This window comes from Bradyrhizobium mercantei (assembly GCF_001982635.1).
Taxonomy (GTDB): domain Bacteria; phylum Pseudomonadota; class Alphaproteobacteria; order Rhizobiales; family Xanthobacteraceae; genus Bradyrhizobium; species Bradyrhizobium mercantei.
Genome location: NZ_MKFI01000003.1, coordinates 425,400 through 444,831 on the forward strand (window position 1 = coordinate 425,400; position 19,432 = coordinate 444,831).

The 19,432-nt window shown below is 59.6% G+C and carries 17 protein-coding genes and 2 pseudogenes; 11 read left to right on the forward strand and 8 right to left on the reverse strand.

The features are described from left to right. Positions 1 to 28: 28 nt before the first annotated feature. Positions 29 to 394, reverse strand: coding sequence for a hypothetical protein (locus BI327_RS15510; RefSeq protein ID WP_076861327.1), 366 nt, complete (start codon positions 392 to 394; stop codon positions 29 to 31). Here BI327_RS15510 and BI327_RS43755 point away from each other — a divergent pair. The 6 genes and pseudogenes from BI327_RS43755 to BI327_RS15540 form a co-directional block, all read left to right on the forward strand. Continuing rightward, a pseudogene (locus BI327_RS43755) lies at positions 366 to 959 on the forward strand (chromosome partitioning protein ParB); the annotation flags it as partial. The gene BI327_RS15510 and the pseudogene BI327_RS43755 overlap by 29 nt on opposite strands. Next, positions 959 to 2,095, forward strand: a pseudogene (trbL, locus tag BI327_RS15520) (P-type conjugative transfer protein TrbL); the annotation flags it as partial. The pseudogenes BI327_RS43755 and trbL, both read left to right, overlap by 1 nt. An 88-nt stretch (positions 2,096 to 2,183) precedes the next feature. Beyond that, positions 2,184 to 2,867 (forward strand): conjugal transfer protein TrbF, encoded by a 684-nt coding sequence (trbF, locus tag BI327_RS15525; protein WP_076861329.1) that lies wholly within the window; start codon positions 2,184 to 2,186, stop codon positions 2,865 to 2,867. Beyond that, a complete protein-coding gene (gene trbG / locus BI327_RS15530; protein WP_076861331.1) occupies positions 2,864 to 3,901 on the forward strand; it encodes a P-type conjugative transfer protein TrbG in 1,038 nt (345 codons plus the stop codon). The genes trbF and trbG overlap by 4 nt, the downstream gene beginning before the upstream one ends. After that, complete coding sequence (locus tag BI327_RS15535; protein ID WP_076861333.1) at positions 3,898 to 5,109, forward strand: TrbI/VirB10 family protein; 1,212 nt, start codon at positions 3,898 to 3,900, stop codon at positions 5,107 to 5,109. Before trbG ends, BI327_RS15535 begins: the two co-directional genes overlap by 4 nt. 4 nt (positions 5,110 to 5,113) lie before the next feature. Beyond that, positions 5,114 to 5,353 (forward strand): DUF2274 domain-containing protein, encoded by a 240-nt coding sequence (locus tag BI327_RS15540; protein ID WP_076861335.1) that lies wholly within the window; start codon positions 5,114 to 5,116, stop codon positions 5,351 to 5,353. On the opposite strand, the gene BI327_RS15545 is transcribed toward BI327_RS15540, so the two are convergent. Continuing rightward, a complete protein-coding gene (locus tag BI327_RS15545; protein ID WP_076861337.1) occupies positions 5,326 to 6,282 on the reverse strand; it encodes a LysR family transcriptional regulator in 957 nt (318 codons plus the stop codon). The genes BI327_RS15540 and BI327_RS15545 overlap by 28 nt on opposite strands. Before the next feature lie 254 nt (positions 6,283 to 6,536). On the opposite strand from BI327_RS15545, the gene BI327_RS42330 reads away from it, so the two are divergent. The 4 genes from BI327_RS42330 to BI327_RS15565 all read left to right on the forward strand — a co-directional run bounded on the left by BI327_RS42330 (position 6,537) and on the right by BI327_RS15565 (position 11,363). Continuing rightward, positions 6,537 to 7,031 (forward strand): cupin, encoded by a 495-nt coding sequence (locus BI327_RS42330; protein ID WP_159450454.1) that lies wholly within the window; start codon positions 6,537 to 6,539, stop codon positions 7,029 to 7,031. Beyond that, on the forward strand, positions 7,028 to 8,734 hold the full coding sequence (locus BI327_RS15555; RefSeq protein ID WP_159450455.1) for a thiamine pyrophosphate-binding protein: 1,707 nt from the start codon (positions 7,028 to 7,030) through the stop codon (positions 8,732 to 8,734). The genes BI327_RS42330 and BI327_RS15555 overlap by 4 nt, the downstream gene beginning before the upstream one ends. A 65-nt stretch (positions 8,735 to 8,799) precedes the next feature. Beyond that, complete coding sequence (locus BI327_RS15560; protein WP_076861340.1) at positions 8,800 to 10,131, forward strand: MFS transporter; 1,332 nt, start codon at positions 8,800 to 8,802, stop codon at positions 10,129 to 10,131. Between the two features lie 68 nt (positions 10,132 to 10,199). Continuing rightward, on the forward strand, positions 10,200 to 11,363 hold the full coding sequence (locus tag BI327_RS15565) for an ABC transporter substrate-binding protein (protein WP_394329865.1): 1,164 nt from the start codon (positions 10,200 to 10,202) through the stop codon (positions 11,361 to 11,363). A gap of 164 nt (positions 11,364 to 11,527) precedes the next feature. Here the strand turns inward: BI327_RS15565 and BI327_RS42885 are convergent, their stop codons facing one another. The 3 genes from BI327_RS42885 to BI327_RS15580 form a co-directional block, all read right to left on the reverse strand. Continuing rightward, positions 11,528 to 11,743, reverse strand: coding sequence for a hypothetical protein (locus tag BI327_RS42885; RefSeq protein ID WP_174683046.1), 216 nt, complete (start codon positions 11,741 to 11,743; stop codon positions 11,528 to 11,530). 475 nt (positions 11,744 to 12,218) lie between these two features. After that, positions 12,219 to 12,968, reverse strand: a complete 750-nt coding sequence (locus BI327_RS15575; protein WP_076861344.1) for a maleate cis-trans isomerase family protein — start codon at positions 12,966 to 12,968, stop codon at positions 12,219 to 12,221. 42 nt (positions 12,969 to 13,010) lie between these two features. Then, the gene (locus tag BI327_RS15580; protein WP_076861346.1) at positions 13,011 to 14,090 is read right to left on the reverse strand and encodes an alkene reductase; all 1,080 of its coding nucleotides are present in this window, start codon (positions 14,088 to 14,090) and stop codon (positions 13,011 to 13,013) included. 1,101 nt (positions 14,091 to 15,191) lie between these two features. On the opposite strand from BI327_RS15580, the gene BI327_RS15590 reads away from it, so the two are divergent. Then, the gene (locus tag BI327_RS15590) at positions 15,192 to 16,133 is read left to right on the forward strand and encodes a LysR family transcriptional regulator (RefSeq protein WP_076861350.1); all 942 of its coding nucleotides are present in this window, start codon (positions 15,192 to 15,194) and stop codon (positions 16,131 to 16,133) included. Between the two features lie 4 nt (positions 16,134 to 16,137). Here the strand turns inward: BI327_RS15590 and BI327_RS41075 are convergent, their stop codons facing one another. From BI327_RS41075 to BI327_RS15600, 3 genes are all read right to left on the reverse strand, one after another. Beyond that, entirely contained in the window at positions 16,138 to 16,572 is a 435-nt protein-coding gene (locus tag BI327_RS41075; protein WP_174683047.1) for a hypothetical protein, read from the reverse strand. Between the two features lie 365 nt (positions 16,573 to 16,937). Then, positions 16,938 to 17,684: a 3'-5' exonuclease gene (locus tag BI327_RS15595; RefSeq protein ID WP_245334821.1), complete on the reverse strand. Its 747-nt coding sequence runs from the start codon at positions 17,682 to 17,684 to the stop codon at positions 16,938 to 16,940. After that, the gene (locus BI327_RS15600; RefSeq protein ID WP_076861354.1) at positions 17,626 to 19,428 is read right to left on the reverse strand and encodes a putative nucleotidyltransferase substrate binding domain-containing protein; all 1,803 of its coding nucleotides are present in this window, start codon (positions 19,426 to 19,428) and stop codon (positions 17,626 to 17,628) included. The genes BI327_RS15595 and BI327_RS15600 overlap by 59 nt, the downstream gene beginning before the upstream one ends. Between the last annotated feature and the right edge of the window lie 4 nt (positions 19,429 to 19,432).

Consider the following 19,432-nt stretch of genomic DNA (forward strand, 5'->3'; position numbering starts at 1 on the left):
AAGAGATCGGATCGCGATCTGGAACGGGCTAGTTCGTCTCGAACGCCGGCCAGCACCCGTCTTCTTCATGCCTGCCGGTGCGCTGCTGGCAGGTGTTGTCGAGCAACCGCTGCGCCACGTCCTTCCAGACCGCGTTGCGGCCATACAATCGGACTGCATCAGCGGTCTGGATTTCTACCGTCCGCTCGCAGCGGCGGCAGGAGACGCGCAGCACGTGGCGTTGAATCTCGGAAAGACGTCGCTGTCGCTTCTCGGCTCCGGTCGCGGCGACGCGAGGGTCTTTCAGGACCGATTCCCAATATTCCGCCGGGAGTGGCGCATCTGGAGCCGCCGTGGAGGGGCCCGGTCTACGGGCAGCTTCAGCGGCAAGTTTCGGCGAACTCGAAGCCGACATCGAGCGGCTGGAGGCCAGGCGGCAGGCCTATGATCCTGACGATTTCGGACGCGGCGGCGCGTTCGTGATCCTCAACCATGACGGCACGCTGCGGATCGAACGTGGCTTCATTCGTCCAGGCGACGAGAAACCGCAATCGGAAGCCGAGCATTTCGATGACGGTCAAATGCCGGATTCGAGCATCAGCGAGGACGGCGACGCGGATCTTCCCGGTGAGCGGGAGGATGACGGCGATGATGATGATGAAGGCCCGTCGTTGTCCGATGTTCTTGCCCGCGATCTCACCGCCCATCGCACCCTCGGCCTGCGGCTCAATCTGAGCGAACAACCTGAGACCGCCATCGTCGCTGTGACGCATGCGCTCGCCGCGCAGATTTTCTATGTCGGCGCGGACGCGCGGGTTGTCGGCATTCAGCCGGTCAGAATGGACCTGTCGGCTCATGCTGACGGCATTGAGGACGCCCCCGCGGGCAAGGAATGGGCGGATCGCCATGCGAATTGGGCGCGGCAGATGCCACGCGAGGTTTCCAATTTGTGGACGTTTGTGGCTGAGCTTGATCACGATATCTTGCAACGACCCTTGCGGCGATCGACATCACGCTCGCCGCCTTGTTCTGGAGTTGGGGGCCGGACGAGGACATCATCGCGCGCCTCGTCAAGAAGACGCTTTTCGTGGGCGTCTTTGCCTACCTCATTGGCAACTGGAACAGTCTGGCGCGTATCGTCTTCGAGAGCTTTGCCGGTCTTGGGCTGAAAGCATCCGGCGCAAGCCTGTCCGCGTCGGATTTCCTGCGACCGGAAAAGATCGCCCAAGTCGGGCTCGACGCCGGTCGACCGTTGCTCGACTCAATCTCGAACCTGATGGGCTACATCAGCTTCTTCGAGAATTTCGTTCAGATCGTCGTTCTCCTGTTCGCGTGGGTCGTGGTGCTGCTCGCCTTCTTCATTCTGGCGATCCAGCTCTTCGTCACCCTGATCGAGTTCAAGCTCACGACGCTGGCCGGCTTCGTCCTCATTCCCTTCGGCTTGTTTGGCAAGACCGCCTTCGCGGCAGAGCGGGTCCTGGGCAATGTCATATCCTCCGGGATCAAGGTCTTGGTCCTGGCCGTCATTGTCGGCATCGGATCTACCCTGTTCTCGCAATTCACCACTGGCTTTGGCGGCGCACAGCCGACCATTGAGGACGCGATGACCTTGGTGCTCGCGGCGCTCTCCTTGCTCGGGCTGGGTATCTTCGGTCCAGGAATCGCAAACGGCCTGGTGTCCGGCGGGCCGCAGCTCGGCGCCGGCGCCGCGATTGGAACGGGCCTTGCCGCTGGCGGCATTGTTGCGGCCGGTGCAGGCCTCGCCGCCGGCGGTGCTGGTGTCGCTGGCGGAGCGATGGCAGGCGTCGCTCGTGGTGGCGGTGCCGTCTTGAGCGGCGCATCCGCCGCCTATCGAAGAGGCGGCCTTGCCGGCGTCGCAGAGGCTGGTGGTTCGGCTGCCATGAGCCCGTTGCGCCGCGCCGGGGTTGCCCTCAGCGGGGGGCAAGCGGGCGAGCAGGCCGCGAGCACTTCGGCCGAAGGGCAGCCCGATTGGGCGCGGCGCATGAAGCATGCCGAGACCATTCGGCACGGTGCGTCGGCAGCCGGACAGGCGGTTCGCTCAGGCGATCACGGCGGCAGCGGCTCTTCTGTCGATTTGTCTGAAGGAGAGCGCTGACACGCGGCCAATGCGCGTTCGTCACGCGTCACGGACCGCATACCGCACGACTTGAAGCCGATCACTGGATCTCAGGGGGCAACTATCGATGTTCAAACGACCTTCCGTTCACTACGGGCGCATGCCCGAGCCCGTTACGCCTTATCAAAAGGCTGCGCAGGTTTGGGACCAACGCATTGGATCAGCGCGCGTGCAAGCCAAAAACTGGCGCCTGATGGCGTTCGGCTGCCTCATGCTGTCCGCCGGCCTTGCCGCGGGCCTTGTCTGGCATTCGAGCCAAGGCTCGATCGCGCCCTGGGTGGTGGAGGTCGATCATCTCGGCCAAGCCCAGAGGGTCGCGCCAGCCAACTTCGACTATCAACCCACAGACGCGCAGATCGCCTACCATCTGGCGCGCTTCATCGAGGATGTCAGAGGGCTACCCGCCGACGGCATCGTTCTGCGCCAGAATTGGCTCCGCGCCTATGATTTTACGACCAACCGCGGCGCGGCCGCACTCAACGACTATGCGCGCACCAATGACCCCTTCGCAAAGCTGGGCAAGGCGCAGATCTCCGTCGACGTATCGAGCGTCATTCGCGCGTCTTCAGAAAGCTTTCGAGTCGCGTGGACCCAGCGCACCTACGACAACGGTTCGTTGAGCTCGACCGAGCGATGGACTGCAATTCTTACGATCGTGATCGAGACGCCGCGCGATGCCGAACGCCTAAGCAGGAATCCCCTTGGCGTTTACGTCCGCGCCATCAACTGGTCAAAGGAGTTGAGTCAGTGACCAAGACGATGTCTGACGTTCATTCGAAGCGCCCTATCCTGCACAGCGGGCTCAATTCGACTTGGTTCGAGTTCGTGACCTCGAAGCGAGCATTTCTATCCGCTCTTCTGCTTTGTTCGTCGGCGCTTGGTGGGTGCGCGACCTACATTCCGCCGGAGATCAGCTATGACGCGGAAGTCCCTCCGTTGCCGGCGCCTCCTCCAGCGCCTCTCGACAACAGGTCGCGACCGCTTCACGTTCCACCGCTCTGGAAGCCGGCTCTGGGCGGTAAGACGGGAGGAAAGGAAGACGCTGAGCCCGTGAGCCGGGTGGAGACCGCGAACGGCGCGGCCCGCGTGGAACCGCGCAAGCGGGGGTATTTCAACGCGGCGCAAATCTACGCCTACAGTCCCGGGGCGCTCTATCAGATTTACGCCGCACCCGGGCAGATCACGGATATCGCGCTCGAGGAGGGAGAACAGTTGACGGGATCAGGGCCGATCGCGGCCGGAGATACCGTACGCTGGGTCGTGGGCGATACCGAGAGCGGGAGCGGCGACACACGGCGCGTCCATATCCTGGTCAAGCCGACCCGAGCTTCGATAGAGACCAACCTGGTGGTCAATACTGACCGGCGCACCTACCTGATCGAGCTCCGCTCCCGTGAACGGCCATACATGCCGTCTGTTGCCTGGTACTATCCGCAAACCGCGCGCGAAATTGCGCGTTCAGTCGCTTTAAAACCCATGCTTCCGGATCCAGCGCAGCGTATCTCCCGCTACGCGATCGAGGGGGACAACCCGCCCTGGCGGCCGCTTGCTGCATATGACGATGGCCGCAAGGTCTATATCGAGTTCTCTCAAGGTATTGTGCAAGGGGAAATGCCTCCGCTCTTCGTCATCGGCCCTGACGGCAAGACCCAACTTGTCAATTATCGCGCCTACGGCAACGTGCTGATCGTCGATCGGCTGTTTGCAGCCGCCGAACTTCGGCTTGGCGGTGAGCATCAGCAGAAGGTCAGGATCGTGAGGACCGACGGGAGACCGTCGTCATGAACACTCGGAATGGAAGTGATCACGAGCAGGAGGTTCGGCCGGAGACACAAGAGGAGCAGTCCGGGAACTTCCGCTTGAGGGCAGAGCATCCGCGCGTGACACGGTTGTCGCGCAAAGTCCTGGCCGGAGGAAGCGCCGCCGCATTGCTTGTTATTGGCGGAGCCGTGTTGTGGTCGCTGCAGAGCAATCGACCCCGAAACCAGGCGGCTGATGAGCTTTACAGCACCGACCATCACAATGTTGCCGACGGTATAGCGACGCTGCCGAAGGACTACGCTGGCGTCCCACGCCAGCCAATTCCACAGCTTGGTCCGCCCCTGCCGGGCGACCTCGGTCGACCAATCCTTGCTGCCCAAGGCCAGCCGCCGACGATGGACGTCGATCCAGAACAGCAGCGCCGGGATCAAGAGACCGAGGCGGCTCGCATCAGCCATTTGTTCGCTGCGACCAATGGGAGCGTCGTGCGTCAACCCACGGCTGCAGGTACCGGGACCGACCGCACCGCGTCACCGAGTCTAACGAATGCCAACGACGATGGATCTGCACAAAACGGTCAGGACCGAAAGCTTGCCTTTGTGAACGCTTCTGTGGACCGTCGCACAGTCAGTCCTGATCGGATCGCCAGACCGGCCTCACCATATATCGTGCAGGCCGGGACGGTTATTCCTGGAGCTCTGATCACCGGGATCCGATCGGACCTGCCGGGTCAAATTACGGCGCAGGTTACCGAGAATGTTTTTGACACGCCGACCGGTCGCTTTCTTCTTGTGCCTCAGGGCGCGCGGCTGATCGGCATGTACGATAGTCAAGTCACCTTCGGCCAGTCCTGCGTCCTGCTTGTCTGGACGCGGCTGATCATGCCGAATGGACAGTCTATCGTTCTTGAGCGGCAGCCTGGCGCTGACGCCGAGGGGTATGCGGGCCTTGAAGACCAGGTCGACAATCACTGGGTTGAGCTATTCAAGGCGGCCGCATTATCGACATTCTTGGCTGTTGGCACGGAACTAGGCGCAGGCTCCGACACCAACAGCAACGACAGCGCCATCATCCAGGCATTGCGACACGGCGCCTCCGACTCCCTGAACCAGACCGGACAGCAGGTGGTTCGGCGTAGCCTCAACATCCAGCCCACTTTGACCGTGCGACCTGGTTTCCCGGTTCGCGTTCTCGTCAATCGTGATCTCATACTTGCGCAATACGATAGGTAACGGCATGCCCAAGCTTAGAATAGGAGCATTGCCCGACGAAAAGCCTGTCAAGCTTACGGCTGAACTTCCTGCCGCGGTGCATCGGGATCTGGTGAGCTATGCGGAGACATTGGCACGCGAAAGTGGGCAGCGCATCGATCCGGCGAAGCTGATCGCGCCCATGTTGGCGCGCTTCATGGCCACGGACCGCGCATTTGCAAAGCTAAGACGGGCCGCTCAATCACTGGATGCCGGCAAAGAATAGCGCTCGGCCAATACCTTGAGGAAGCAGTTCAGGGCAGGATTCTCGTTGTCGGCCCTCCACCGCGCAAAAAAGCGCATGCGGATGGGACCAATCTCATCGCGGAGTTCGCGATAGACCAAGTTTGCAAAGTTCCCCGTGTCGGACTCCAACGCTAGGCCAATGCCGAGATCCATGCTGATCAGACTCTTGATAATTCCTCGGCTGACGTCGTGACGTTCGATCTTGGGGCCATCTTTAGCAAGCAAAAGCTTGGACATCAGCAAGTCTTCAAGATCGCGTCCAGGATCATAGTGGCTCAGGAGTACATTCTCGTTCCGGAGATCGGTCCAATTGACAACCTCGCGGCTCGCAAGGTGGTGGTCCTCTGGCAAAGAGACCATTATCCGTTCATCCCAAAGCGGTAGGACTTGACTATCAAGCATCGGAGCATCGCCGGCGACGATGAGAACATCGAGCGCTCCGTTGCGGAGAGCAGCAGCCAGTCGAGATCGAGACCGCTCGGCTGTTGTCAGCCTAACCTGCGGGAAACGTCTCTTGAATTCGATCAAGGTTGCTCGAAGACCTCCAGCTGACAAGGATGTGAAAAAGCCCACCGAAAGCAGGCTCGAGTGGGCACGGAAGCTGCTGCGTTTGCCGATCGTAAGGGTGTCCACTTGCTCCAAGATGATTCTCGCTGTTCGCAGCACGCTTCGCCCAGCGGGGGTAGCAGTCACTCCATTGCTAGATCTTTCGAAGAGGGTCACGCCAATTGAATGCTCAAGTTGACTGATCGATCGGCTGACAAGAGAGTGTTGAACGGAAAGCAAATCTGCCGCTCGCCGAAGACTTCCACAATCACATGCTGCTATCGCGAACCGTAGCTGCTGCAGGTCGATCGCTACCCTCTTCGTGACATGATGCCGTTCGCTCGTTTCGCCCCGCGTTGGCATGACTATTGGTCAAGTTCTGATTCACTCAAATGCAATCATCTCGCCGCTCGTATGGTCCGTGATGAGCCAAAACTTCAAACGGACACCGGTCATTCTGCAAAAGTCTACCCAATTGTTTCGTGCCGCCTCCATACGTAATCAATTATGAGCACATTTCATTATGCGAATTAGCCAAGCCGACAATCGTCGTTCAAATGACCGAAGTCGGTCAGCGAGCCAGCTTTCGCTCACCGATCGGAGTGGAGGAGGAGTACGTGAGCAAGACCGCGTCGTTGAACATGGAAATCATAGAATATTCGCCCGAGCAGATGAACATGCGCGTGGCGCGTTTCTCGGAGCTAACATACCCGCCCGATCGGTATCCCGACAGCCAGTTACCAGGTCATGAGCGAAAGAACTTCCTCGTCGTTGGTACAGGCTTGATTGCCGCCGGTGCAAAGGAGCCGATGTCGGCCATCCCGGTGAGGGAAGGCTTCCAGATGTCGTTCATCGAGGCGAGGCCTGGTAATGGGCCAAAGCTCCACAATCACGACACCAACGAGACGTTCATCGCGCTAAAGGGCGTATGGCGGGTGATCTGGGGGCGCAACGCGGAGCATTCGGTGGACCTCAACCCGCTGGATGTGATCGCGGTGCCGCCTTTTGTGCCGAGGCGCTTTATCTGCGTGAAACCCGAAGAGGGCCGCGATGTCGGACTGTTGCAGTCGATCCAGCCTGGCGACGATCCGAACGTGGAGTTCCTGGAATGAGCGACGCTGGAATGATCTCGGAGGCATCGGGTCGAACCGGTGCCGACATTCTCGCTGAGCAACTGCTAAAGAGTGGCGTCAGTCACATATTTTTCGTGGATGCCATTCTCCGCGACACTCTGATCAAGTTGCGGAAGGCGGGTGTTTCGACGGTGCTTGCTCACTCGGAAAAAGCGGCGGCATACATGGCCGACGGCTTTGCCCGTATCACCGGTAAGCCGGGCGTTTGCATGGCGCAGTCGGTTGGAGCGGCCAACCTGGCGGCGGGTTTGCAGGACGCCTGGCTTGGTATGCATCCGGTGATTGCGATCACCGGACGCAAGCCCGCGTCGCAGCAGGACCGGAATGCTTATCAGGAAATCGACCATCAGAAGGCATTTGCTGCGGTTGCAAAGTATTCGGGCAGCATATCGACCATCACTGATGTGCCGCGCGTGATGGCGCAGGCATGGCGATATGCGGTGTCGGGCACGCAGCGCCCCGTCCATATCGACGTCGCGGGTCTCATGGGTGAAACCCTCGAGATGTGCACGCCGTCCTCCAAGCAGCCAGACCCGGTTTCGCCCATGCAGCGGTTGTCCCTTATACCGCCGCTTGAGCAACTGAAAGCGGCTGCTCGAGAGATCGCCGAGGCCCGGCGGGTTGTCATCGTAGCTGGGACTGCGGCGGTGTCTTCGGCTGCCGGGCCCGCGCTGACAGAGATTGCAGAGTTTCTCGATGCGCCATTTGCCACCACCACCGGCGCGCGCGCGATGGCCCCAACCAGGCATCGGCTCGGGATAGGATGCATCGGGAGCTACGGAAATCCTGTGACCAACTCGATCGTTCATGAGGCGGATCTGGTGCTGGTCGTGGGGTGCCAACTCAGCGACCAGAACACCCATGGTTGGCGCATTCCTGCGGCCGGACAGCGAATCGTGCAGATCGACAGCGATCCGCATGAGATCGGCCGAAATTATCCGAATTGCCTGGCAGTCGCAGGTGATCCGCGGCTCGCGATCGAGGGTCTGCTGAAAATCTTGAAGGAATCAGGGGGCGGGCCCCGTGCCCGGGACTTTGGCACCCGCGCCGAGACGGAGATGGCGTCCTGGCGAACGAAACACGGGTCTGACGCGATGAACGGCAAGAACCCCGTTTCGGTTGAGCGTTTATGTGCCGAGATCACGGCCGCGCTTCCCCCGGATGGAATCGTTGTCGCGGATACCGGCTACTCGACAATCTGGTCGTCAGCGTTGATCGAGTTCAACGGCGCTGGCCAGAGCTATATCAGGGCGGCAGGTTCGCTTGGCTGGTCGTTTCCAGCAGCGCTGGGGGCAAAATGCGCAGCACCGGACCGACCGGTGATCTGCTTCACCGGAGATGGCGCCTTCTACTATCATCTTCCGGAGCTCGAGACGGCTCTACGCAACGATATCGCGATCGTGGTGGTGATCAACAATAATTCCGGCTTCGGTCAAGGCGCCGTAAATATGCGTGCGCGTGGGCTGGCGATGGATGACGTTGACCATATGGCCGGCTTTCGTCGGACGAACTTCGCGGAAATTGCCAAGGCGTTCGGAGTAGAGGCGGTGCGGATCGAGCAACCTGGTGATCTCGCGTCGGCATTGAAGTCCGCACTTGCAAGCAATCGGATCACCGTGATCGACGTCGTGACGGACTTCCTGTCAAGACCGCCGGAACCCTGGGTTCCGCCAAAGCGCTAACGAATCACACTCGAAGAGAGGCGGTCGCTCCTCCAGCAGGCGACCTGCCACTGCGCGGAGATCCAATGTCGACAACGACTCTTACTGAAGCACCGACGGCCAAGTTATCGACGCATGACGAGCGCGCGCGACACGCCATCTACGGCGCGTTCTTCACCGAATTCGTCGACATGTTCGATATTTATCTTCCGGTTGTTGTCCTGGCGCCGGTTCTATTTTATTTCCAGCCACCCGATCTTGGCCCGGGAAGAGCTGCGAGCCTCGCGTCGCTTGTTTTCGTCACCACATTGTTGGGGCGTCCGCTGGGAGCGATCATCTTTGGCGTTATTGCCGACAGGAGAGGGCGGAGATTTGCCTCGATCTGGTCGGTCGCCGGGTTTGCAGTGGTGACCTTGCTGATTGCTCTCCTGCCGGGATATCGCGACGTCGGCCTTTCTTCCTACCTCTGTCTCATCGGGCTGAGATTCATCGACGGAATTTTCCTGGGCGGCGGTTATACCGCATCTCATCCGTTGGCGTTGGAATATACTTCCAAAAGCAAACGCGGCTTCGTGGGTGGGCTTATCGTCGCTGCGTTCGCCGCAGCCTATGTGGCGATAAGTGCCGTGGCCGCGATGATGTACTGGATCGCTCCGTTGGGTGGCCTCGAGTCGCCCTATGTCGCCTGGGGTTGGCGTGTGCCTTTCGTGATTGGCAGCGTCCTTGCGGGTATTCTGGCGATCTACTATTGCCGCCAGGTTTCAGAGTCAGAGATCTGGAAATCAGACGTTGAAACGCCACGGTGCGGTGCGCCAGCCGTTTCCCGCAAGCGGCAGGCGACGACGCTCCTCCAGGTCCTGGTGCTGGTTACTGGTCTCTGGACGACGGAGTTCATGATCACACTGTACATGCCATCCGTTCTGTTCCCGCAAATACTTCATGTTACGGGAAGTCTGCTCACGTTTACGTTGATAGCGATCTACACGCTGGTCTTCTTCGGCTTCATCGCAGCAGGCATGATTGCACAGAGGATTGGACGCCGTCGCTTCTTTGTTTGGTCTCTTGTTCTCATCGCCACGGTCGGCGTCATGCTCTACTACGTTCTGTCATGCAGCGCCGGTGCTTCATTCGGAACCCAGTTGCTGCTCGCGTGCTCGGTGTCGGTCTTGGTTACGTCGCCTTGGGGTGTCGTCGTCCCCTACATAAGCGAGCGTTTCGAGACCGGTTTCAGGGCAACCGGCTTCGGCATAGGTTGGAGCTTGTCATCGATCGTTCCGTCTTTCTACGCCTTCTACATTACGGCTTTAGACCAGGTCCTTCCTCCTGAGATGTCACCGTCAGTGCTGCTGCTGTGCGGCAGTATTCTCGCCCTCTGCGGTGCAATCGCCGGACCGGAGACCAAAGATGTCGATCTCTAGCGAAGAAGGGGAAACGCATGCCACTCTCGCACCGCGTGGTCGCGGCGATCGTTTTCGCGCTTTCATGGATGATCGGCGGCGGCGCAGGCGCGCAGCAGTCTGATTTGCCGATCAAGATCGGCGTCATGACCGATTTTGCCTCGGTTTATTCCGATATCGGTGGCGCCGGCAATGTTGAAGGCGCCAAGATGGCGATTGAGGATTTCGGCGGTAGCCTATTCGGTAAGCCGATCGAGCTCGTCACCGCGGATCCGCAGATGAAGGCCGACAACGCCGCCGCCATCGCGCGCAAGTGGTACGAGACCGAGAACGTCGACATGATTGTCGATCTGCCGAGTTCGGCCATCGCGCTCGCTGCGATGGAAATGTCGAAGCAGTTCGGCAAGCTCCTGATCGCGACCGATGCCGCGAGCTCCGACATCACCGGACAATCATGCTCGCCCTACACGCTGCACTGGACCTACGACACCTACTCCAACGCGCACACCGTCGGCAGCGCTATCGCGAAGCAGGGCGGCGATACCTGGTTCTTCATCACGGCTAACTATGTATTCGGCCATTCGATCGAACGCGACGTCAGCACTGTCGTGGAAGCGGCCGGGGGCAGAGTGCTCGGCAGCGCGCGGCATCCGCTCAACAGCTCGGACTTTTCGTCCTATCTCCTGCAAGCGCAGTCCTCCAAGGCCAAGATCATTGGGCTGGCCAACGCCGGCGGCGACCTCATCAACACCATCAAGCAGGCGGCCGAATTCGGCATCGTCGCCGGCGGGCAGAAGCTCGCCGCCATCGTCATGTTTATCTCGGACATTCACAGCCTCGGTTTGCAGCAGGCGCAGGGCCTTGTGGTGACCGAGGCCTATTACTGGGACCAGAACGACCGCACCCGCGCCTTCGGCAAGCGCTTCTTCGAGCGTACGAAGCGGATGCCGACCATGAACCAGGCCGCGACCTATAGCGCGACGCTACATTATCTTAAGGCGGTGAAGGCCGCCGGCACGCGCGAGACCAAGGCGGTGCTAGCCAAGATGCGGGAGATGCCGGTGCACGACGCCTTCACCGATAACGGCTTTGTCCGCGAGGACGGGCGCATGGTGCACAGCATGTTCCTGTTCGAGGTGAAGAAGCCCGAGGAATCCAAATATCCGTGGGACTATTACAAGGTGCTCGCGGAAGTGCCGGGCGACCAGGCGTTCCGCCCGCTAAAGGACGGCGGCTGTCCGTATGTGAAGTAGCTCTTGCAGCGCGGTGTTCGACTGAACCCATCATTGCGAGGAGCGCGAGCGACGAAGCAATCCAGTTTTCTTCACGTAAATGCTGGATTGGTTCGCTGGCGCTCAGCTTCGCTGGCGCTCCTGATGACGACGAGATGTGCCGGTTCGATCTTGCTTCGCCCCGTTTATCCCTTCCGCTGCTCGGCGAGCAGCTTTGCGCGGATGTCGGGCTTGGTCACCTTGCCGACCTTCGATCGTTGCAGGTCGTCCCATACCTCGATCTGCTTCGGCGCCTCTACGCTGCCGAACTGCGCCTTGACGAAGGCCATGACTGCCTTGGGGTGGACGCGCTGGCCGGCGCGGGTGCACCACGTCGACGATGCACTCGCCCCATTTGTCATCGGGTCGCCCGATGACGGCGCAATCCTCCACCGCCCGCCTCGTGCACCTGCAGCGCGTTCTCCACCTCCGGAATAGACGTTGAAGCCGTCGGTGATGACCAATCCGTGGTGCGATCGGCGATGTAGAGGACGTTGTCCTTGTCGAGATAGCCGATGTCGCCGTTATGATGCCAGCCGTGGACCGAGGCGTTCGCGGGTCGGCGTTCGCGTCCAAATGACGTCACGCCTGGAAGAGGTAGTAAGTTCGCCAAGGACGCCCGAGCCGCCCTCGTCAACGCTCGGCCGTTCATCAGCTAGCGGCACACGTCGCGAGATCGGAGGAGTTTCGAGCCCGCCTCTCAGAGAGACGCTCTCGCGACGTAGCGCTTTCTCCCGCGCAAGTAGCTTCGTTCAGTCAACCAGCTGACCACTACCTTAGCCGCAACCGGCAGGCCCGAGAATGGAGAGGTAGGTCCAGGGGCGGATCCCCAGCGGCTCAGAGAACGGATAGTAGGCGGCCGGCGCCGGCAATTCTCTCATCAACTCCGGCAAGCCTCAAGGAATGCCATAACGTCGCCGTCGTCGACGTCACAACGGGTCTGCCGAGTTCTTCTTCGAGCACCTCTGCGACCAAGTGTGAACGCGTGTTCAGGCAAGTGATGACAAGGGCATCGGCTTTCGCTGACCAACCTCTCCGGGCGAGGTCGAGAAGCGCCGCCGCGCCGGGCGCAGCGAGGCCGAACGTATCCGAGATGTTGAGATTGGCCGAGCCTTCGATCCGGAGGCCGGAATTCTCGAAGAAGCGATGTTCCATGGCGTCGATCTCATCGGTGTAGGGCGACACGATCGAGACGCGACGGACGTCCAGGGCGGTGAGCGCGGCCAGAATGCTATGCGTAGCCGTCGTTGCCTTGGCGCCGCTTTGCCGCTCAATCTCCTCGCGCAGGTGCTCGTCGTAGGCCTGCCCCTGGACGATGCTGGACGCCGTGCAGCAGTACGCGATGACGGCGGGCCTACAACTCGCGATCTGGCGGACGGCCAGCATTCCGTCGGACCGATCCATTTCGGTGATGCCATCAGGGGTAAGGCGCGGCGGCATCAGCATCCGCGAGGCGTGCAGGCTCGCCCTCGTTGGAAGGACGGCCGAAAACCACGGTTCGACAACGGTGTTGATGCTCGGAACTACCACGCCCAGCCGAACGGTCGTGCCCTCGTTCGGTTGCATGTTTCTGTCACCTGCCGTCATGAGGTTACCTCCTTGAATAGTGACGCCGTTGAAATGCCATACTCAAGTTGTTGGGTAGTCGAGATATCCTTGGGCGCCCTGCGTGTAGAAAAAGGCGGCGTCTGGCTCACGGAGCTCTTCGCCGTGCCTCAAAAGCTCGGGTAGATTCGGGTTCGCGATGTAGGGGCGGCCGAACGAGATCGCATCGGCCTCGCCAGCTCTGATAGCGGCCACGGAATCGTCTTTCTTGTAGTCCGTGTTCAGGATCAGCGGCGCTCGAAAAAGCTTACGGATGATCGGCGCCAGATCGTACTTCCCGGCGCCAGGCCGGAAAGTGCTGCCCGGCCGAGACGCATTCATCTCGAGGAACGCGAGGCCGATCCGGTCGAGTGCCAGGGCTGCTGCCGGGAAGATTGCCGCGTTGTTGCTGTCGGCACAGCCTTGACGATGCTCGTCGTTTGGAGAGAGGCGGACAGCTGTTCGATCGGACCCTATAACCTCCGCGAGGGCTTCGGTCACCTGCACCAGGAGGCGGATACGGTTCTCGATCGGGCCGCCATATGAGTCCGTCCGGAAGTTCGTGCCATCTCGTAGGAACTGGTCGATGAGATAGCCGTTGGCGGCGTGGAGCTGCACACCGTCAAAGCCTGCCTTCATCGCGTTTTCGGCCGCGCGGCGATAGTCCTGAATGATATCCGCAATCTCAACTTCCTGTAACGATCGGGCCAGCTCATAGGGTTTGTTGCCCTCGTAGGTGTGGGCATGAGACGGTGCCGTTGTTGCAGAGGGAGCCACGGGCGCCTTTCCTCCTAGGAAGCTTGGATGCACCAGGCGTCCCATGTGCCAGAGCTGACAGAAAATACGGCCGCCGGCTTGGTGGACTGCTTCGGTAATCGGCTTCCATGCCGCGACTTGGTCGTCGCGCCAGATGCCAGGCGCGAACGGCCAGCCGAGGCCTTGCTGGCTGATTCCCGTTGCCTCAGTGATGATCAGACCGGCTGACGCACGTTGACGATAGTAGTCGACCATAATAGGGGTCGGAACGTGGTCGATCGTAGCGCGCGCTCTCGTCAAGGGCGCCATGATGATTCGGTTCGGGGCTGTGATCGCCCCCAGCTTTATCGGCTCAAAGAGAGTTGACATCACATCCTCACTGTTCGGTTTAACGTGTGGTTCCCGTGGAAAACTAATGCTCGACCAAGGACGCTTCCCGTCGGAAAGAGGGGCCGGACCACGGGCCTGTCCCAATCCACGCAGACGCCTCCGCTGCCTCGGCCAATCATTCCGCGGCGATTGCTGGTTTGGCCCATTCCGTGTTCTTCACGAACGCGTCGAGCCGGATATGTACGACATGGTTGCTGTGGTTGCTCGCCATGTTGGTCGCGGTGATCAGTGCAACCTCCTGGAGCTTCCGGTAGGAACAATCCCGGCCATGAAGGCTTCAAGGCCTCGATCAGAAAAGAGTCCACGCTGCCCGTTGATGAACTGCGCGAAGTGATGGTGCGTCTCGAGCTTGGCGCTAGGCAATTTCGGGCCCGCCCTGAGGGTGTCCAAGACTTCTGGAGCCATCTCGATAAGTGTCTTGCGCCGGCCGAATAACCCGACATGCAATGGTGCCAGCACTTCGACTCAATCTTATCGAGGATATCGCGGGACGCGTCGGCAGCTATTTCAATTGAACAAGCTTTGAGTCCGGTCATGGTCATTCACCTGCATCGATCGACCTTCTACATGTGTCTAACTCTCTGCGTTGCCAAATCCGGCTAAATGCATGCGCCCATAACGGGAGGCATATGCGTGGCCCACCGGTAATGGGCGAAGGGCCTTTCGGACGAGTGGGGTGAAAGGCGCCTTACGTCCGACCACCATACGCATCTCATTATGGCGGCATTCGCCCAGCGCTATGTCGGCTGGCTAGTTCTCAGCCAAACTATGTTCAACAGATGCGCTGTGTTCTGGCTTCCGAGGTCCGTTGTGATTCGGATTCTGGCATCCTTATTCTGCCAAACATGGTGACGCGCGTTCCGAACGCGGAGATCGGGCCGTGCAGAACCTGACCCATCTGGGAGAGCTCGTCTCGAGCGGTACATGATTATCGCGGTGGGCCGGCGGTACACTCGAGCCCGCAACCGTCGTCGGGCAGGTCGCCCGTCCAATGTGCCACACGCACCACCTCGAGCGGATGGGGCTCGCGTCGGTCGCGCGTGTATGTCAGAATGTTATTTCGTCAAGCACTGTTTGTTCATGAAGACTCGACATCTCGACCTCCATTTGCTGCGATGCTTTTCGGTCTTGATAGCGGAAAGGCACGTGACCCGTGCGGCGGAACGTCTGAATACTTCGCAACCCGCGCTTAGTGCAACTTTGGGCAGGCTGCGCAAGCTCTTTGACGATCCTCTGCTGGTTCGCACCGAAAAAGGGATGTTTCTGACCGATCGCGCGATCGAGATCGGCCGATCTGTCGATGCCGCGCTGGCGTTGATCGACGGGACTCTTCACTCGAACGGGATATTCAATCCTGCAACGGCAGTGCACAAATTCCAGATTGCCGCGAGCGAGTCCGTGACGCTGGCCATCATGCCCAGCCTTATTTCTCGCGTGCATCAACTCGCGCCCAGCGTGACGCTTTGTGTTCGCGTTCCCGATCTGGCTAGGATAAAGCAGGCATTGGAGGAGGCGCAGACCGATATTCTGATTAGCTTTACAAAGAGCGCGCCATCAGGACTTCGATCGTCGACACTTCTTCGCCAATCGCTGAAAGTCATAGTCGCAAAGAATCATCCCGACATCCGGGACTCGTTGAGCATCGAGCAGTTTGTTCGTTGGCCACACGCGGGGCATCTCATCGATACGCGCGAGGGATCCACGATTGAGAAAGCGGTTGAAAAATCTTTGAATCGCCTTGGCCTAAGGCGATCAATGGGAGCCTGGTTGCCGTCCGCTGTTTCTCTGATTTCCATCGTTGCGGGAGGGCCATTCATCGCGACCGTGCCCGAGGCAATTGCAAATCGATTGGTCGACGGGGCCGGGGTAAGAACCTTCGATCCACCGCTGATGCTTGACGAGGCACGCATCGGGATGTTTTGGCACGACCGTATGCAGGACAATTCCGCACATCGTTGGCTACGGGGGGTGTTGCGAACGATTGTGTCGGAGCTAAAATTCGAGCAAGCACCTCAAAGATAGCGTATCATGCCGAATTATCGACGTGAACTGCAGATAGCTCCGTCTTCGTGAGGACCCGTTCGCGGCTTCCTGGTTGCACGGGTCGATTGGTGCCGAGAACCGGGTTCCCGGCAATGTCGAGGCCCTCGCGTATTGCCCAGTTGAACATTGAAGACAGGGCTGTACGGGCGCGGTCTGCTGAGACGGCTCCATGAGCTGATGCGATTTGAGCGATACGAGCCGAGATATGACGGCGGCTGACCAGGAAAACCGAGACGGGATGCAAGGGTTTCCAACTGACCAACAAGTAGCGTTCGATTTCCGAATAGGTCCGGGGCTTTAGCCTTTGTTTGGCGTTCCGGAGATATTGATCCGCGATTGCCCGGAGTGTGTCGGCCGCCTGCAGGCGCGTCTTGGCTTTTTCGTCCGCCGAATCTTTACCGTTGGCAACGAGGCCCAAAAGCCGCTTGGCCTCCTTGCGTGCGAGCCCGGGCGTCCAAGGGCACCATGAGGATCGATGGTGACAAAGCGCTGCCGACCGAACACTCCGTACTTTGAGGACGTAGGTCGCTTGGTCCTGTTGACGCCGAACATCTCGCCGATCTCTATGCCAGATAGCCTGAAGCGTCAGGTTCAAATTTTGTCCCCACAACCGGCTAAGACGCTGCAACTGCAGTGCAAATCAGAACGCCGCCCGTGAGGGCAGCTTTTCTTTTGGTCGCCTCCAACACGACATGCAAGGGACCCACGCCGTCACGACCAAGTCGCGAATGCGGGGTGACGCTTGGTCAATAGCAGCCGATGGTTTTCGTAGCATCGACAGGTCTACGCGAGGAACGCCTGACCGCCGAATGGATCGGAGGCGGCCTGACTGTTTGACCGTGGAATTCGTATTCCTCTCTTCTTCTTGTCACGCAGGGTGACGTACATCATCGCGGTCATTAAGGCGTCGTTGAACGCGTCATGTTGAGGAAGCGAAGGGATTTCGAGGTCCGCGAGAATTGCGGAGAACGAGAGGTCGACCGAGATGTTAGGGGGCGCATCACCGTACTTCAGCTCGTAGTAGAGACTGGAGATATCGATGCGAGGATTTGGCAGCTCGATTCCAATGAAGGGAAGGATATGTTTATCCAGCATCGCGATGTCGAAATCGACGTAGTATCCGACGAGCGGTCGCCCGCCGACAAAATGCAGGAGGTCGTGTAGCAATTTCCGGATCGGGGCTTGATGCTCAACGTCGACCTGACGCAGATGGTGGATCTTGATCGCATCCGTCCGCATTCTTGCATCGGGGCGTACCACCCTCTCGAAGCGCTCGCTTGTCAGAATGCGATTGCCTCTGATCTTGACTGCGCCAATGCTTATGATGTCATCCGTACGTACGTTTAGCCCCGTGGTCTCGCAATCGATAGCGACAACTTCGTCCACGGGACCGCGCTTGAACATGAATCGGTATGACTGGTCACTTATCGAAGCTTGGTGAAACAGGCGTTTGATCGCGCGGGGTATCACGTCAGAAGGCGCCGAGATTGAAGTGATGGCGAATGAACTCGCGGAACTTCTTGACGACATAAAATGCGTCACGCAGCAGGTCGCGCTCCATGCTCGACAAGGATGACGGCCGTACCAGTGTGCCTGTGGCGCCAGCTGACTCCGCCAGTAGTCCGTCGAGACGCAGCATCAGCATGAAGTTGAAAGCTTGATGGAGCTCGCGGGCGAATTCGGCATGCAAGACGCCCTTATCACACAGGCGGTCGATGCGCTTATCCGTCGCGGTCTCCACCAACCCATGCTCGAGAGCAAGGCTGCGAACGCCATGCACGATTGGAAATAGGCCGCCCTTTTTCAGGTCGATCGCGTCGCCCTTGCCCGCAGACGTGATTAAGTGTTTGAACAAGCCGATGGGTGTCGGGAAGAGGTCTATGGCCCGCGCGAAATGCGCCAGGAAGGCCTGCTCCCCGCGCGCCATCTCGATCAATTTGGCCTTCACTTCAGTTAGCAGCGTCGTGTCACCGGCAACGCACCGCGCGTCAAAGAGGATGGCGACGTTCATGTGGGCGGTATCGTCGGGCAGTGCAAGCCAACTGCGAATGTCGGCGATGTAATCGGGCAGTGGTTTGGACCATGCTGGATTGCTCACCATCACGTGACCGGGGCAGGGAGGAAAGCCAAAGTCCGACAGCGCGCCCGAGAATGCCGTGCGGAACTTATCAAGCTCCGCCTGTTCGATTGCCCCTGACAGAATGAGGCCGTTGTCTTGATCCGTGCGGGCGGTCTGCTCGCCTCGGCCCTCGCTTCCCATGACCATGAGGCACCCGCCCGCGCGAATCTCGGCCGGCGCGGTGAGATCGAACAATCTGGAAAGCAGGCGCTGATTCAGATCGGAAACGATTTCGCCAATCAGCTCGACGTCGATCCCTTGCCGCCTCAGGGTCCGCACCTGAGCCGTTGTTTGGCGGGCGGCCGCTGCCAAGTCGTCCCGATTCGCAGCGCGCTCAATGCGCCCGGCAATGACTTGTGCGCTACCGGCGAGGAAGCCCAGAACATCGATATCCTCCAGGATGCCGACGAACCGTTCGTCGTCGCGAATGGCGATGCGACGCTTGTTGAGCTTGGTCATTAGTACGAGCGCTGAGGAGACGAAATCGTCAGGCCGTAGTGTAACCAGGTCAAAGTGCGCCAGATCGCGAACGGATGTTTGAGTGGACCGGCATTTCAGTATGACGGCTTTCGACAAGTTCATGCCAGTGATAATGCCGGTCCGGTCGCCGTCGCGGACGAACAATGCGTTGCTGTTAATTTCTTGCATCTTGCGGCCCGCCGTTCCCACGGTGTCATCGGCGTCAATGAAGGCGGCCGGGTGTAGAAAGAGCTCGGAAATGCGAGCTCGCATCATCGATCCATGCCTCTGTTCATCTTCGTCTCTGACGAACTCATCGAGTTTGCGCGCGATATCGCCGTAAAAGAACGAGGCAAATCTTGGATTGCTTTGGATCAGGTCGAGCACTGTATGTCTCGGAGCGGAGTAGCATAACGCTTCCTCACGCGCGAGGAAGGCGTGCCCACTCTTGCCGTGGACGAGGGCGCGGCTATCGAAGCTGTCCTTGGGGCCGAGCAACGCCAGCAGATCGGTCCCGTCGCGCTCCTCTATTGTGCCCTTGATAATGACAAAGAGGGCCCCAGACGAGGCGCCTTGATCGATAATTGATTCGCCCGGAGGGAAGTAGACGACATCCAGCGCCGCACGAAGCGTCTCCACTTCGTGCGGCGTTAGACGATCAAACGGTGGATTGGCGGCATCAAAAGCCTTGGGCATTCGC

Bases quoted from the DNA above. Each gene is read 5' to 3' on its own strand.
- BI327_RS15540 (WP_076861335.1), top strand. From the start codon at position 5,114: ATGCCCAAGCTTAGAATAGGAGCATTGCCCGACGAAAAGCCTGTCAAG.
- BI327_RS15580 (WP_076861346.1), bottom strand. From the start codon at position 14,090: ATGTCAACTCTCTTTGAGCCGATAAAGCTGGGGGCGATCACAGCCCCG.
- trbF (WP_076861329.1), top strand. From the start codon at position 2,184: ATGTTCAAACGACCTTCCGTTCACTACGGGCGCATGCCCGAGCCCGTT.
- BI327_RS15555 (WP_159450455.1), top strand. From the start codon at position 7,028: ATGAGCGACGCTGGAATGATCTCGGAGGCATCGGGTCGAACCGGTGCC.
- BI327_RS15590 (WP_076861350.1), top strand. From the start codon at position 15,192: ATGAAGACTCGACATCTCGACCTCCATTTGCTGCGATGCTTTTCGGTC.
- BI327_RS15595 (WP_245334821.1), bottom strand. From the start codon at position 17,684: ATGTCGTCAAGAAGTTCCGCGAGTTCATTCGCCATCACTTCAATCTCG.
- BI327_RS15545 (WP_076861337.1), bottom strand. From the start codon at position 6,282: ATGCCAACGCGGGGCGAAACGAGCGAACGGCATCATGTCACGAAGAGG.
- BI327_RS15535 (WP_076861333.1), top strand. From the start codon at position 3,898: ATGAACACTCGGAATGGAAGTGATCACGAGCAGGAGGTTCGGCCGGAG.
- BI327_RS42885 (WP_174683046.1), bottom strand. From the start codon at position 11,743: ATGACAAATGGGGCGAGTGCATCGTCGACGTGGTGCACCCGCGCCGGC.
- BI327_RS15510 (WP_076861327.1), bottom strand. From the start codon at position 394: ATGTCGGCTTCGAGTTCGCCGAAACTTGCCGCTGAAGCTGCCCGTAGA.
- BI327_RS15565 (WP_394329865.1), top strand. From the start codon at position 10,200: ATGATCGGCGGCGGCGCAGGCGCGCAGCAGTCTGATTTGCCGATCAAG.
- BI327_RS15560 (WP_076861340.1), top strand. From the start codon at position 8,800: ATGTCGACAACGACTCTTACTGAAGCACCGACGGCCAAGTTATCGACG.
- BI327_RS15600 (WP_076861354.1), bottom strand. From the start codon at position 19,428: ATGCCCAAGGCTTTTGATGCCGCCAATCCACCGTTTGATCGTCTAACG.
- BI327_RS15575 (WP_076861344.1), bottom strand. From the start codon at position 12,968: ATGACGGCAGGTGACAGAAACATGCAACCGAACGAGGGCACGACCGTT.